Raw genomic sequence first — 14,632 nt, forward strand, 5'->3', positions numbered from 1 at the left:
ACGAGCTAGGCCATCCTGTACGTCCCGGTGATCACGGGATCGCCATCCGTCGCCACCACGCCGCGCGCGACGAGGTCTTCCAGATGCGCCAGCACGGAATAGCCGGCGGCCGTCGTCAGCCTCGGATCGATGCCGATATAGATCGCGCGCACCATGGTCGGGATGTCGGCCTCGCCCTTGGCGAGGCGGTGCAGGATCGAAGCCTCGCGGGACTTGCGGTGGCGGATCAGGAAACGCACGAAGCGCGGACCGTCCGGGATCTCGGGGCCGTGGCCGGAGAAGTAAAGATCCTCCGCGCGCGCGGCGAGACGGTCGAGCGAGTCCATGTAGTCGATCATCGAGCCGTCGGGGGGTGCCACGATCGAGGTCGACCAGCCCATCACGTGGTCGCCGACGAAATTGAATTTCCGCTCTGGCCAGGCGAAGGCAAGGTGGTTGGCGGTGTGGCCGGGCGTCGCCACCGCCTCGAGGCGCCAGCCGGCCCCCTCGACGACGTCGCCATGGGCGAGCGTGATATCAGGCGCGAAATCCCGATCGACGCCGGACTCCGGATTGTGCTTCTCGCTCTCGAAGCGCGGGCGCGAGGCGCGGTGCGGGCCTTCGGCATAGACCGGCGCGCCGGTCGCCTGCTTGATCCGCGCGGTGTTCGGCGAGTGGTCACGGTGGGTGTGGGTGACGAAGATGTGGCTCACCGTCTCGCCGCGCACGGCCTCGAGCAGCGCGGCCGCATGCGCCGCGTCGTCCGGGCCGGGATCGATGATCGCGACGTTGCCGGTGCCGACGATGTAGCTGACCGTGCCGGTGAAGGTGAAGGGGCTCGGATTGTTACAGAGCACACGCCGCACGCCGGGACGGACTTCCTCGACGACGCCAGGCTGAAGTGGAAAGTTGCGGTTGAACGGGACGTCGTCGTTGTCGGACATGGCTTCTTCTTTGTTCTTTGACGTCATTCCAGGATGGCCCGTCAGGGCCAGACCCGGAATCTCGAGATTCCGGGTTCGATGCTTCGCATCGCCCCGGATTGACGAAGAACGTAATCAGAAAAACGCCTGGATGCCCGTGATCGCACGTCCCAGGATCAGGGCGTGGACGTCGTGGGTGCCCTCGTAGGTGTTGACCGTCTCGAGGTTATGGACGTGGCGCATCACGTGGTACTCGATCGAGATGCCGTTGCCGCCGTGCATGTCGCGGGCGGTGCGGGCGATGTCGAGCGCCTTGCCGCAATTGTTGCGCTTCATGATCGAGATCATCTCGGGCGCGAACTTGCCCTCGTCCATCAGGCGGCCGACGCGAAGCGAGCCCTGCAGGCCGAGCGCGATCTCGGTCTCCATGTCGGCAAGCTTCTTCTGCACCAGCTGGGTCGCCGCGAGCGGCTTGCCGAACTGCTTGCGGTCGAGCGTGTACTGGCGGGCGCGGTGCATGCAGTCTTCGGCCGCGCCGAGCGCACCCCAGGAGATGCCATAGCGGGCCCGGTTGAGACAGCCGAACGGGGCCCTTCAGGCCGGAGACGTTGGGCAAGAGCGCGTCTTCGGGAACCACGACGCCGTCCATCACGACCTCGCCGGTGATGGAGGCGCGAAGTGAGAGCTTGCCGCCGATCTTCGGCGCGGAGAGGCCCTTCATGCCCTTTTCCAGCACGAAGCCGCGGATCTGGTTGTCATGCGCGGCCGACTTGGCCCAGACCACGAACACGTCGGCGATCGGCGCGTTCGAGATCCACATCTTGCTGCCGGTGAGGCGATAGCCGTCCGAGACCTTCTCGGCGCGGGTCTTCATGCCGGCTGGGTCGGAGCCGGCGTCCGGCTCGGTCAGGCCGAAGCAGCCGACCCACTCGCCGCTGGCGAGCTTGGGCAGGTACTTCTTGCGCTGGTTCTCGTCGCCATAGGCGTAGATCGGATACATCACCAGCGAGGACTGCACCGAGTTCATCGAGCGGTAGCCGGAATCGACCCGCTCGATCTCGCGCGCGACGAGGCCATAGGCGACGTAGCTCGCGTTGGCGCAGCCATATTCCTCCGGCAGCGTGATGCCGATCAGGCCGAGCTCACCCATCTCGTTGAAGATCTCGCGGTCGGTCTTCTCTTCCAGATAGGCCTTGGAGACGCGGGGCAGCAGCTTGTCCTGGGCATAGGCGCGGGCGGTGTCGCGCACCATACGCTCGTCTTCGGTGAGCTGCTCGTCGAGCAGGAACGGATCGTCCCACTGGAAAGAAGCCGCAGCCGGCTTGTCCTTGGCCTGAGGGCGCACGCTCATGAAACGTCCTTTCGCGTCTGGTTCCGTCTAGAAATTGCCCGACAAATTAAAGCGCCGCGGCAACAAGTGCAATTGCATCCTGGTTTCGGTCATTCCGGGTCGCGCAAGGGCGCGAACCTGGAATCTCTTTGCCTACCACCTCGAGATGCCGGGTCTGGCGCTTTCAACGTCATCCCGGAATGACACGGCATGTCAGTTCTCGAGTTGCTCATTGGCGACGATCTCGATGCCGAAGCCCGACAGGCCCTTGTAGTCATGCACCGAGGAGGTGAGATGCCGGATCGAGGTGACGCCGAGATCGCGCAGGATCTGCGCGCCGACGCCGATCTCGCGCCACTGGCGGTTGCGGTCGGCCTCCGTCGAAGTCTCGTCCGGAAGCGGGGACACGGGCACGCCGGCGGCGCCGTCGCGCAAGTAGACCAGCACGCCGCGGCCGGTCTTCTTGAAATGCTCGAGCACGGCGGCCATGCGCTTGTGCCCGGTGAAGGTGTCCTTGACGATGTTCGGCTTGTGGAAGCGCGTCAGCACGTTCTTGCCGTCGCCGACGCCGTTATAGACGAAGGCGACATGGGCGATGGAATCGAACGGCGAGCGGTAGGCATAACCCTGCAAGGGGCCGATCGGGCTGTCCGTGACGAAGGTCGAAACCCGCTCGATCAGTTTTTCGCGCGCCTGGCGGTAGGCGATCATGTCCGCGATGGTGACGTGCTTGAGCTTGTGCCTGGCGGCGAACTGCGCGACCTGCTCGCCCTTCATCACGCTGCCGTCGTCGTTCATCAGCTCGCTGATGACGCCGACCGGCGGCAGGCCGGAAAGCTTGCAGAGATCGACGGCGGCCTCGGTATGGCCCGAGCGCAGCAGCACGCCGCCATCCTTGGCGATCAGCGGGAAGATGTGGCCCGGCCGGGCGAAGTCGTGGGCGCCGACATTGGGATTGGCGAGCGCGCGGCAGCACGAGGCGCGCTCCTCGGCCGAGATGCCGGTGCCGCCGTCGGGCTTGTAGTCGACCGAGACCGTGAACGCGGTGGTGTGCGCGGAATCGTTGTGGGCGACCATCGGATCGAGCCGCAGGCGGCGGGCGTCCTCGGTGGTCACGGGGGCGCAGACGATGCCGGAGGTGTGGCGGATGATGAACGCCATCTTCTCGGCCGTGCAGAGCGAGGCGGCGACGATCAGATCGCCCTCGCCCTCGCGGTCCTCGTCGTCGGTGACGACGACGAGCTCGCCCCTGGCAAAGGCCTGCAAGACTTCCTGGACGGTATCGGGCATTTCCCAATCTCTATCGGTTATGGGGCCGGGGGCTTGCCGGACGCCTTAGCCGGACTTGGCTCCAAGCGCTAGTGTCCTGGACGCAACCGCATATGCCTGACGGCGGGCCGGCCCGCGGGCCTCAGGCTTGCACCGAAGATACCAGGGATATAGGTGCGCAGGGCCCAGACGGAAGACGGCCGGCCGCCGTCAGGGCAGCACCTCGCGCCGCTCGCCGAGCCGCAGATCGAGCTCGGCGCGCTTGTCGTCGAGGAGGCCGGCCTGGGCGGCTTCGATCACGGTAAACAGCTCATGAGCATCGCTGAGCCGGGTCACGGTGACGTAGCTGGCGCCGGCCGCATAGAGCTCGCCCACATCCGACAGCAGATCGGCCGTGGCAACGATCATGGCGGTCGGATTGAGGGTGCGGACGTGACGGACCAGCTTCTCGTTGCTGGCGCCCTTCAAAAGGGCATCCGGCACGCTGAGGATGATCATCTCGGACTTGCCGACGCCGGCATGGAGCAGCGTGTCGGCGCTGCTGATGTCGCCATAGATCACGTGCAGACCGCGCGACAGCAGCGTCTGGTACACATTGGGGTTGAAATCGACCACCGTGATCTGCTCCAGCAGCACCGGAGCCTGCCGCTCGATCTCAGCCAGCAGCGCGCTCGCCGCACGGAAAAAGCCGAGGATGACGATGCGGCGGGCCTCGCTATGACCGCCCTCGTGGCTCTCCTCGGCATGGCCGTTGCCGTGATCGAGATCGCGCAGGCCGATCCGCTTCAGCGGACCGATCGCCCAGCGCGTGATCTCGTCACTGCGGGTCATCACGAAGGTCGAGAGCACCGCCAGCACCACGAAGGCGAAGGAGGCGGCATTCGCCGTCTCGGCAGCGATGTGGTGGTCGGCGACGCCGGTCTGGATCACCACCAGCGAGAATTCCGAGATCTGCGCGAGGTTGAGCGCCGGCAGCAGGCTCGCGCGCAGGCCCTGCTTCATCAGGTAGAGCGGGGTGAAGGTGGTGACGAGCCGGCTCACCACCGTGAACGCCGCGATCATCAAGGCAAGCCCGATCACGGAGAGGCCTGGCACGGGAATGGTCATGCCGAGCGCAACGAAGAACAGCGTGATGAAGAAGTCCCGTAGCGTAGTGACCTTGGCGGTGACGTCGAGCGCGTAGGGAAAGGTCGAGAGCGAGACGCCGGCGATCAAGGCGCCCATCTCGCGCGACAGCGACAGCCGCTCGGCGGTCTCGGCGACGAGAAAGCACCAGGCGAGCGCGCCGAGCAGGATCAGCTCGGGCCGCCGGGCGATCTGGTGGAACAGGCGCGGCAGCACGTAACGGCTGACCAGGAGCGCGGCCGCAACCAGCACCGCGACACGGCCGATGGAGAGCAGGATGACGGTGACCTCGAGATTGGCGAGACTCGGCTGCACCGCCAGGAACAGGATGGCGAAGATGTCCTGGAGCACCAGGACGCCGAGCGTGATCCGGCCCGGCAGCGTATCGAGCTCGCGCTTCTCGTAGAGCACCTTGACGATGATGACGGTGCTCGACAGCGCGCAGGCGACGCAGAGATAGACCGCGTCGAATTGCCCGCCACCGAGCGACAGGCCGATGCCGACGAAGAACAGCACGCCGAGCAGGCAGCCGCCGAGGAGCTGGCCACCCGCCGCGAACAGGATCACCCTTCCCGCCCGCACGATCTTCTTCAGGTCGATCTCCAGGCCGATCATGAACAGCATGAAGATCAGGCCGAGCTCGGAGATGACGCTGATCGATTCCTGCGAATGGACCCAGCCGGCACCGAATGGACCTATGCAGAAGCCGGCGATAAGGTAGGCGAGGATCAGCGGTTGCCGGGAGAAATGGGCGAGCAGGCCCAGCATCCAGGCAAACAGAATACAGAGGGTGATGTCGCGAATGAGCTCATGCATGCCAAATTGGTCCGTTTTGCCGCACCCTAGTGGCCGAGTGCAACGCGGCAAGCGAGCAATTCGTCACATGCGGATCGTGCTCTCTGTGATAGCCCTGCTGGGTCTGTTCGCATTGCCGGCCGCCGCGCAATCCAAGGTCAATATCGAACAAAACTTTGCCGATTCGCTCACCGCGCTGCCAAAGGAGGAGCTCGCCGTCTCCGGCGGGTTTTACGTGCCGGCCTATTCCAGCGTCGCGATGAGCCAGGGCAAGCTGCGTGTCGACTTCTCGGTGACGTTGAGCGTGCACAACGCCTCCGAGACGCAAGCACTGGTGCTCAAACGCATCGCCTATTTCGACACCGCAGGCAAGCAGGTCGAGAGCTATCTGAAGGCGCCGGTGGCATTGAAGCCCCTCGCCACCGTCTCGATCTTCATCCCGACCGACGACGTGCGCGGCGGCACTGGCGCCAATTTCATCGTCGACTGGGCCGCCACGGGCGACATCTCCGAGCCGGTGGTCGAAGCCTTGATGGTTGGCGGCGTCGCCAATGCGCATTACGCTTTCATCAGCCAGGGCCGTCCGACCAGGACGGCCGGAAAGAAGTAAGAAAGCTGTCCGCCCGGACGGCCCGCAAGGCGTAAGGCCGGCGCAACGCCAGCCGGCTCAACAAGAACAAAACGAGGAACGCTCCCATGACGTCCAGCTTCGATTTCGCCCCCCTGTTTCCCGCAGGGCTGCCGGCCCCGACTGCGCGCTGGACGGGCCTTGCCAAATACAGCTTTGTCGGTGGCAACAATGATTCCGAACAGGTGCCGCTCGACGAGCTGATCGAAGCGACCAACACGGTGCTGCGGCGCGAGGGCCGCTCGCTCGCCACTTACGGTCTGGCCCATGGTCCGCAGGGTTACCTGCCGTTACGCGAATTTCTGGTCACCAAGCTGAAGCGCGATGCCGGCATTAACTGCACGGTCGACGATCTCCTGATCGTCTCGGGCTCGCTGCAGGCGCTCGATCTCGTCAACAACACGCTGCTGACGCGCGGCGACACCGTGATCTTCGAGCAGGACAGCTATCAGGGCTCGCTGACACGCCTCGCGCGACTCGGCGTCAATGTCGTCGGCATCCCCCTCGACAAGGACGGCATGCGCATGGACGCGCTGGCGACGGTGCTCGCCGATCTGAAAAGCCGCGGCATCCGCCCGAAATACATCTACACCATCCCGACGGTGCAGAACCCGACCGGCAGCATCATGCCGGAGAGCCGCCGCGCGGAATTGGTGCGACTCGCGGCCGAGTATGGCGTGCCGATCTTCGAGGACGATTGCTATGCCGACCTGGTCTGGTCGGGACAGCGACCGCCGGCGATCTACGCGATGAGCCCGAACGGCGGCGTGATCCATATCGGCTCGTTCTCTAAATCGATCGCGCCGGCGCTGCGCGTCGGCTTCATCGTCGCGCCCTGGGATGTGATGTCGCGGATGCTCTCACTGAAGACGGACGCCGGCTCCGGTGCGCTCGAACAGATGGTGCTGGCGGCCTATTGCAAGCCGCATTTCTCGGCCCACGTGCCGGCCTTGACGAAGGCGCTGCGCACCAAGCTCGACACGCTGATGGAAGCCCTGAACGAGCAGTTCGGCACGGCCGCCGAGTTCGAGGAGCCCAAAGGCGGCATCTTCCTGTGGGTGAAGCTGCCGGACCAGGTCGACACGCTGAAACTCTATCAGGCCGCGCTCGCCGCCGGCGTCTCGATCAATCCGGGGCCGGAATGGTCGACCAACAAGAGCCATTCAAGCTCACGCCTGCGGCTGTGCTTTGCAAGCCCTTCCCATCAGCAGATCCGCGAAGGCGTCGCCGTGCTGGCCGAAGTCTGCCGCAAGGAGTTCGGGGTGCCGGCCCGCAGCGCCAATGTCGAGAAGCGGGCCTGAGGAAGCGTCAGGCCGCCTGGGGCTGGCTGCTGTGGATCGCCGAGGCCAGCCGCAGCAACAGGACGATTGAGACGTTGCCCTTGCCAGCCTCGATCTGGGCGATGTAGCGCTCGGAAATCCCGGAGCGGCGGGCAAGCTCGCGGCGCGACAGGTCGCAGCGGGTGCGCGAGGACCTCAGGCGGTCGCCCAGCTCCGCCAAAAACGCGGTCTCCGAATAGGGCGGCGCGGCACAGCTCCCCGGCAGCACTTCGCCCGCAAAATCCATGACTTGATTCAGCATTGGTGTATCCACGTTCGCCTTCGGAGCTGCCATCCTACCCCCGCCACAGGCGGCCTCATTGACGCGGATCAAATTCGCGCGCGATCGGCGGCCAGCGTGGACGGCCGCGCCCGGGATGCTACACTTTGGAATTCTTCGAGGCGGGGCTTTTCGGGACATGACGCGTTGTTTGAGCCGCTGGACCACGGCTGCATTGCTATGGGTTGCTTTCATACCTCTGGCGCGCGCGGAGACGCTTGCGACGACCGTCGAGCAATGGGGCCTGCTCGGCTCATGGGCGGTCGATTGCGCTGTCAGGCCGGACCGCGACAAGGGTGCGCTCCTGACATACGAGATCCGTAAGGACGGCCGGGTGATGTACCGGCGCAATTTCGGCGACGCCAGGGACGAGAACGAGGTCGTGTCCGCCACGGTCAACGCCGAAGGCCTCCTCAATGTGATGGTGTACTTCCCCTCGCTGCATCAGGCCCGCGAATTCGGGCTGCTGCTGGCGAAAGACGGCAATTTGCGCGCGATCTACAATCGCAGCGAACGCGGCGAGTACACGATCAGGGACGGCAAGTACGTCGCCACTGGCGCGCCGACGCCCGCGCAGCAGCGCTGCGATTGAGCATTCCGTTCGAGCATGATCTTTCGGAAAACCGCTCCACACTTTGCACTCGCGTGGCCCTTCGGGTCCGGATCAATGCTCTGTCTGAACAACCGTTCAGAATTCTCTTGCAATTCCTCCGGAACGTTCACTCGAATGCGCGGTTTAGATTGGCATTCGACTGGAGGAGGACAGCATGAAGAAGCTTGGTTATGTGGTTGCAGCCCTCGGCGCTCTCGCGATCGCAGCGCCGACGCTGGCGAGCGCGGAGACGGTGGTGATCAAGCGTGGTCATCACCACGGCCCGTACGCCGCGCGTGCCGAGTACGGCATGCATCGTGACCACGGCTGGCATCGTGGCTGGCGTCATCACGGCGACAGGGTCGTGGTGATCAAGCGCAGCCACCGCCATCACCACTTCGACTAATGCGCAACGCAAACGTGGAAATGGCCCCTCACGGGGCCATTTCTTTGCGTGCTCGAAACGTTCGGCGGAATCAATCCCACGCCGGCGCGAAGCCCGGATTGACGCAGCGTCTGTCCTTCGCCAGCGCCGCGATCTTCTTGCGGTCGGCCTCGTCGAGCGTGATCTTCAGCGCATCGAGATTGGCCTGCTGGCTCTCGCGGCGCGAGGCTTTCGGGATGGCCGCAACGCCGTCCTGGTCAAGCAGCCATTTCAGCGCGACCTGCGCGGCGGTCGCATTGTGTTTGGCGCCGATCTCGGCCAGCACCGGATCCGACGCGATACGCCCCTGCGCAAGCGGGCAATAGGCGACCAGCGGGATCGACTTGGCCTCGAGATAGGCCAGCACCTTCGATTGATCGAGCATTGCGTGATATTCGATCTGGTTGCAGGCGATCGGCGCCTTGATGTCCTCGACCGCTGTCTTGAGCAGTGCGGTGGTGAAGTTGGCAACGCCGATCGCCCGCGTGCGCCCCTCCTCCTTCAGCTTCATCAAGGTCTCGAACACCGCGCCCCAGTTCGCGGACTTCGACGGCCAGTGCACGAGATAGAGATCGACATGATCGAGCCGCAGCTTGGTCAGGCTGGCGTCGAAGGCGCGGCGGATGGCGTCGGGGCCGAGGTTCTCGTGCCAGACCTTGGTCGTGACGTGCAGCTCGCTGCGCGGCAGGCGGGCAGGGGCAAGCGCGGCGCCGATCGCCTCTTCGTTGGCGTACATCTCGGCGGTGTCGATGTGGCGGTAGCCGATCGCGAGCGCGCTCTCGACCGCCGCCCGGCAGGCATCGCCCTGCATGCGGAAGGTGCCGAGGCCGAGCTTGGGCATGCTGATGCCCTGTGTCTTCAGATTATCCATGAAACTAGGCTCCTGACGTCATTCATCCCGCCAGACGCGCGGTGAGGCCGCGGGGACAGACTCTTTGGTGGTGGAAAAGAGGTGGCGGGAATGCGCAGTATAGCGCGGGAGGCGCAGGCGCGGCCAATCAAGATCGGGTTAGCGGCCTAAGATGTGCCACCACGGCCGGGCGCGGCTGCGGCTGCGGCACGATGTCGACCGACCAGAGGTCGCGGTTGTCAACGTCCTTCAGCGTCACCGTCATCACGCCGCTCGCGCCGTCGATGTCGACCTTGCCGAAGAATTGCAGCCCGAAGCAAGGCGCGAGATTCTCGCCCTGCGCCTCGCTGCAACCATTCTGGTACATCGCAACAGGGCCGAACGTATTGTCGAGCTCTCCCGGTCCCCAAGTGCCGGCATGGAGCGGGCCGGAGACGAACTCCCAGAACGGCTCGAAGTCCTGGAATTGCGCCTTGTTGGGATCGTAATAGTGTGCGGCCGTGTAATGCATGTCGGCAGTGAGCCATACGATGTTGCAGACGCCCGCGCGCTTGATAGATGCCAGCAGGTCGGCGATCTCGTGCTCGCGCCGGTCGGGCGCCCCATTGCCGAGCGCGACCGCATCGAGGCTGACCAGGCCGATCGGCAGATCGGCCGCAATCACCTTCCAGGTCGCGCGTGAGGCAGCAAGCTCGCGCTTCAGCCAGGCGAGCTGCTCGGCGCCGAGGATCCAGCCGCGGTGATCGTTGCCCTTGTTCCAGCTGTCATCGCGAAAACTGCGCATGTCGATCATGAAGACGTCGAGCAGAGGACCGTAGGCGATCTTGCGATAGACCCGGCCCTGCCGCGCGCCGATGTCGCGGATCGGCATGAAATCAAAAAAGGCGCGGCGGGCGCGCGCGATCAGGCGCGGCGTGCCGTCGTCCTCGATGCCCGCATCGTCATAGCTGCCGGTCGGCGACCAGTCGTTGGTGACCTCGTGGTCGTCCCACTGAGCGAACATCGGCACTTGCGCGTGGAAGGCGCGAAAGTGCTCGTCGAGATGGTTGTACTTGTAGTTGCCGCGGAACTGCGCCAGCGTGTGCGCGACCTCGGCTTTCTCCTCGGTGACGATGTTGCGCCAGGTCTCGCCGTTCGGCAGCTTCTGCTCGGACGGAATCGTGCAGTCGGCGTAGATGTGGTCGCCGGAGTGGATGAAGAAATCGGGACGGTTGTCGAGCATGGTGCGATAGCTGCGGTAGCCGCCGCGCGCGACGTCGATGCCCCAGCCCTGCCCCGCGGTGTCTCCGGACCACAGGAACGAGATCGACTGACCAGCGGCCGGCGCGGTGCGGAAATGACCGACGCGGCTTTCACTGGCGATACCGGTGGCGATGTCGTCGAAGCGGATGCGGTAGAAGATGTCCTGCCCGGGCGGCAGGTCATTCAGCAGTAGTTTCGAGGTGAAATCTGCATCCGGGAGAGCGTCGCGCGAAGCCGAGGCAATGATGGTCTTGAAGCTCTCGACGGTCGAGCATTCGACGTGCATCCGTGCGGCCCGGTCCGCGCGCGCCCAGACCACGGCAGAACCATCCGAGACATCGCCGGACTGGATGCTGCCCGCGATTTGCGGGCGGTCAGCGGCGCGGCTGATGCGGGGCGTTGCGAGCGTGCCGAGCGAGGCGACGGCGAGGCTTGAAGTCGAGCGGACCAGGAATTGCCGCCGGGTCCATGCGCGCGGGGCGCGGAGCGTTGCCATTCAGGAGACCTTCGTCGAATCGCGACGGAAGGTGCCTGCGCTCCTTGACTCCACCCTGACGGGTTCTTGACTCCGCGCCTACGGTTTTGCGACGCGGGGATGACGTGCCGAGGTGCAGCCGCGGCGACGGTCTGCTCCCTCGCCCCGTTCTTACGGGGCCGCGACGAGCTTCGCTCGCGCTGAGAGGGTTGGGGTGAGGGGCCTCTCTCCACACGCGAGATCGTCGATAGACCTGTACCCCCTCACCCGGATTGCTTCGGACGATGCTTCGCATCGCCGAGCGCAATCCGACCTCTCCCCGCAAGCGGGGCGAGGTTAAGCGGCAGCGATGTTGCTAGCTAGCGCTTCCAGTTGCAGATGCCGCCGGAGCGGCACGGCCAGGTCTGGATGCGGGTGTCCATTGCCTGGGCATCGAGCGGATTGCCGCGGCGATGCGCGAGCTTGGCGCGCGCCGCGCCACGCGGCTGCGTGCTCCTGGCATGCGCGACCTTCGGCTCGGACACGCGCACGCGCTCAGTGGCGACCTTCTTCGGCACGTCCATCGGCTCGACCCGCGCCTGCGCCTCGTTGCCGCCCTTCGCTTCGAGAGCGACCGGTGCGAACTGCGTCTCGGGCCCGAGACGCTTCGGCGACAGCACCGCCTTGGAGAGATCGAGACCGAGATATTCGTCAGGCTTGTAGTCGTCAGCGCGCGCGATGCCGCCCCACGCGACGGCGAGGGCAACGGCAACCGCGAAAGGAACGCTTTTCAGGACCACGGACGCCTCCTGAAATTGAATTATTAGGGGTAATTTACCCCTATTTAGGAGGCGTCGCGCGGAATTCCAGCGGCCGGTTGCCGCCGTGGTTAAGAAGTTTGACGGCGTCAGGCGACCTTTCGCGCCGCCCCCGTCCCATCCAGGAACCCCATCAGGCGGCCGCGGATGATGGTTTCCGCCTCGTTCATGATGCGATCGACGAGTTCCTTGCAGGAGGGGATGTCGTGGATGAGGCCGGCGACCATGCCGCAGCTCCAGGCGCCCGCGTCCATCTGCCCGTCCAGCATAATCCTGGGATAGACGCCGGCGACCTGGTCATGGATGTCGTCGATGGTGAGCTTGGCGCCCTTCTCGCGCTCGATCTCGAGCAGCCGATCGACATTGGCGTTCTTCAGCACGCGTTCGGTGTTGCGCAGCGCGCGCATGATCAGGCGGGTGTCGAGCTCGGTGGCCGCGACGAGCGCGTTCTTCACATTCTGATGCACCGGCGCTTCCTTGGTCGCGATAAAGCGCGTGCCCATGTTCATGCCGGCCGCACCCAGCGACAGCGCCGCGACGAGGCTGCGCCCGTCGGCCATGCCGCCGGAGGCGACGAACGGGATCTTCAACTCCTCCGCCGCACGCGGCAGCAGGATCATGTTGGGAATGTCGTCCTCGCCGGGATGGCCGCCGCACTCGAAGCCGTCGACGCTGACGGCGTCGCAGCCGATGCGCTCGGCCTTCAGCGAGTGGCGGACCGAGGTGCATTTGTGGATCACCTTGATGCCGGCGGCCTTCAGCGCCGGCATGTATTGTTCGGGACTGCGGCCCGCAGTCTCAACCGCCTTGATGCCGCCTTCGACGATGGCCGCGATATATTCCGGATAAGGTGGCGCCGAGAAGGCTGGCAGAAAGGTCAGATTCACGCCGAACGGCTTGTCGGTCATGTCGCGGCAGCGCGCGATCTCTTTCGCCAGCAACTCCGGCGTCTTCTGCGTGAGACCGGTGATGATACCGAGCCCGCCGGCATTGGAGACCGCGGCCGCCAGTTCGGCAAAGCCGACGAAATGCATGCCGCCCTGGATAATGGGGTGCTCGATGCCGAACAGTTCGGTGATCGCGGTCTTCACGTAAGTCGCCTCCCGGATTTTCGGTTTGTGTTTGGATCAGTCTAGCCGGACTTTTGCGCCGCGGTCACCATTTCTCTCCGAACGGCCTGATCTCCATCTCGAAGGTCCATGCGCTCTTCGGCTGCTGATAGAGCTGCCAATAGGCATCCGCGACCGACGACGGCGGCATCAGCAGGTCGGGATTGTCGAGCGCATTCGGCCCGAGCGCCTCGAGCCGGCGCTGCCGCACCCATTCGGTGTCGACACCGGAATCGATGATGAGATGAGCGACGTGGATGTTCTTCGGCCCGAGCTCGCGCGCCATCGCCTGCGCCACCGCGCGCAGGCCGAACTTGGCGCTTGCGAAGGCGGCAAAGCCGCTGCCCCCGCGCAAGGAGGCAGTTGCACCGGTGAAGAAGATGTTGCCGCCGCCGCGCGGCAGCATCAGCCGCGCCGCTTCACGGCCCGCGAGAAAGCCGGAATAGCAGGCCATCTCCCACACTTTTCGGAACACGCGCTCGGTGGTGTCGAGGATCGGGAAATTGACGTTGGCACCGACGTTGAAGATGCAGACCTCGAGCGGCGCATGCTTGTCGGCATCGTTGAGGAACGAGATGACCTCGTCCTTCTTGCGCGCATCGAGCGAGCGCGCATGGATTTCCCCGCCTGAGGCCTCGATGTCCTTCACCAGCGACGCCAGCTTGTCGCCGTTGCGGCGGCCGGCGAAGATCGAAAATCCTTCGGCGGCGAATTTCTTGGCGATCTCGGAGCCGATGAAATCGCCGGCCCCGATCACGGCGGCTGTCGCGTTTCGCTTGGGCAAGGTCGCCTCCTCCGCTGAGCGTGTGATTAGGTGGGAGGCTATAGTTCTAAAATAGAACTGTCAAACTTCCGGGCTAAATGCTAGGTTTGGCCGGAAATTGCGTTGATCATTCAAGTCAGTTCCTTTTTCTGACTGACTGGTGCTGCGCCGGAGACCGGATCATGAAGTGGGACACGCTGGACGAGGAGCCCTGCTCGCTTTCCCGCACCGTCGCCGTGGTCGGCGATCGCTGGACGCTGTTGATCCTGCGCGAATGCTTTTTGCGCGTGCGACGGTTCGAGGCGTTTCAGTCCTCGCTCCAGATCACGCGACACCTGCTGTCGGAGCGGCTGAAGAAGCTGGTCCGCTTCGGCATCCTGCGCCGCGTCCCCTATTCCGAGGCGCCCAAGCGCTACGAATACATCCTCACCCAGAAGGGCCTCGACCTCTACCCGATCATCATGGCGATGGTGCATTGGGGTGACACCCACATGGGCGACGAGCGCGGCCGCCCGCTGCTGCATGAACACAAGAACTGCGGCAAGCTGTTCGACCCGGTGATGGTGTGCTCGGAATGCGGGGAGCCGCTGCATGCCAAGCAGGTGCATGTGCATGCGGGTCCGGGGCGGGAAGAAGCGGTGAGATGAGTCTCAATGTCGTCCTGGCGAAAGCCAGGAGCCATTACCCCAGGGAGACGTTTGGCGAAGACCGGGAGTTCGGTACTACGATCAC

Annotated in this window: 14 protein-coding genes and 1 pseudogene; 5 read left to right on the forward strand and 10 right to left on the reverse strand. The window is 64.7% G+C overall.

Annotated features, from left to right (window positions below; genetic code table 11):
* Positions 1-5 precede the first annotated feature (5 nt).
* The 4 genes and pseudogenes from ACVJ19_RS40045 to ACVJ19_RS40060 form a co-directional block, all read right to left on the reverse strand.
* Positions 6-923, reverse strand: coding sequence for an MBL fold metallo-hydrolase (locus ACVJ19_RS40045; protein WP_453954557.1), 918 nt, complete (start codon positions 921-923; stop codon positions 6-8).
* A 114-nt stretch (positions 924-1,037) separates the two neighbouring features.
* Positions 1,038-2,253, reverse strand: a pseudogene (locus ACVJ19_RS40050) (acyl-CoA dehydrogenase).
* 192 nt (positions 2,254-2,445) lie between these two features.
* Positions 2,446-3,522, reverse strand: coding sequence for a 3,4-dihydroxy-2-butanone-4-phosphate synthase (ribB, locus tag ACVJ19_RS40055; RefSeq protein ID WP_453954559.1), 1,077 nt, complete (start codon positions 3,520-3,522; stop codon positions 2,446-2,448).
* 189 nt (positions 3,523-3,711) lie between these two features.
* The gene (locus ACVJ19_RS40060; protein WP_453954560.1) at positions 3,712-5,442 is read right to left on the reverse strand and encodes a cation:proton antiporter domain-containing protein; all 1,731 of its coding nucleotides are present in this window, start codon (positions 5,440-5,442) and stop codon (positions 3,712-3,714) included.
* A 67-nt stretch (positions 5,443-5,509) separates the two neighbouring features.
* Between ACVJ19_RS40060 and ACVJ19_RS40065 the strand changes: the two genes are divergently transcribed.
* Together ACVJ19_RS40065 and ACVJ19_RS40070 are read left to right on the forward strand one after the other, a co-directional pair.
* On the forward strand, positions 5,510-6,031 hold the full coding sequence (locus tag ACVJ19_RS40065; protein ID WP_453954561.1) for a DUF3124 domain-containing protein: 522 nt from the start codon (positions 5,510-5,512) through the stop codon (positions 6,029-6,031).
* Positions 6,032-6,117: 86 nt separating this feature from the next.
* Positions 6,118-7,350, forward strand: a complete 1,233-nt coding sequence (locus tag ACVJ19_RS40070; protein ID WP_453954562.1) for an aminotransferase-like domain-containing protein — start codon at positions 6,118-6,120, stop codon at positions 7,348-7,350.
* Between the two features lie 7 nt (positions 7,351-7,357).
* Here the strand turns inward: ACVJ19_RS40070 and ACVJ19_RS40075 are convergent, their stop codons facing one another.
* Entirely contained in the window at positions 7,358-7,630 is a 273-nt protein-coding gene (locus ACVJ19_RS40075; protein WP_453954564.1) for a helix-turn-helix domain-containing protein, read from the reverse strand.
* Between the two features lie 157 nt (positions 7,631-7,787).
* Here ACVJ19_RS40075 and ACVJ19_RS40080 point away from each other — a divergent pair, with 157 nt between their 5' ends.
* Positions 7,788-8,240 carry a hypothetical protein gene (locus tag ACVJ19_RS40080; RefSeq protein ID WP_453954565.1) on the forward strand — a complete coding sequence of 151 codons (453 nt, stop codon included), beginning with the start codon at positions 7,788-7,790 and terminating at the stop codon, positions 8,238-8,240.
* 175 nt (positions 8,241-8,415) lie between these two features.
* The gene (locus ACVJ19_RS40085) at positions 8,416-8,646 is read left to right on the forward strand and encodes a hypothetical protein (protein ID WP_453954566.1); all 231 of its coding nucleotides are present in this window, start codon (positions 8,416-8,418) and stop codon (positions 8,644-8,646) included.
* A 70-nt stretch (positions 8,647-8,716) separates the two neighbouring features.
* On the opposite strand, the gene ACVJ19_RS40090 is transcribed toward ACVJ19_RS40085, so the two are convergent.
* From ACVJ19_RS40090 to ACVJ19_RS40110, 5 genes are all read right to left on the reverse strand, one after another.
* Positions 8,717-9,535 (reverse strand): aldo/keto reductase, encoded by an 819-nt coding sequence (locus tag ACVJ19_RS40090; RefSeq protein WP_453954568.1) that lies wholly within the window; start codon positions 9,533-9,535, stop codon positions 8,717-8,719.
* Positions 9,536-9,662: 127 nt separating this feature from the next.
* The gene (locus ACVJ19_RS40095; RefSeq protein WP_453954570.1) at positions 9,663-11,252 is read right to left on the reverse strand and encodes an alkaline phosphatase D family protein; all 1,590 of its coding nucleotides are present in this window, start codon (positions 11,250-11,252) and stop codon (positions 9,663-9,665) included.
* 338 nt (positions 11,253-11,590) lie between these two features.
* Positions 11,591-12,010: a hypothetical protein gene (locus ACVJ19_RS40100; protein WP_453954571.1), complete on the reverse strand. Its 420-nt coding sequence runs from the start codon at positions 12,008-12,010 to the stop codon at positions 11,591-11,593.
* A gap of 107 nt (positions 12,011-12,117) precedes the next feature.
* Entirely contained in the window at positions 12,118-13,119 is a 1,002-nt protein-coding gene (locus ACVJ19_RS40105) for an NAD(P)H-dependent flavin oxidoreductase (RefSeq protein WP_453954572.1), read from the reverse strand.
* A gap of 64 nt (positions 13,120-13,183) precedes the next feature.
* On the reverse strand, positions 13,184-13,921 hold the full coding sequence (locus ACVJ19_RS40110) for an SDR family oxidoreductase (RefSeq protein ID WP_453954574.1): 738 nt from the start codon (positions 13,919-13,921) through the stop codon (positions 13,184-13,186).
* A gap of 161 nt (positions 13,922-14,082) precedes the next feature.
* Between ACVJ19_RS40110 and ACVJ19_RS40115 the strand changes: the two genes are divergently transcribed.
* Positions 14,083-14,547 (forward strand): winged helix-turn-helix transcriptional regulator, encoded by a 465-nt coding sequence (locus tag ACVJ19_RS40115; RefSeq protein WP_453954575.1) that lies wholly within the window; start codon positions 14,083-14,085, stop codon positions 14,545-14,547.
* The last annotated feature ends 85 nt before the right edge of the window (positions 14,548-14,632 follow it).

This window comes from Bradyrhizobium sp. USDA 376 (assembly GCF_054063675.1).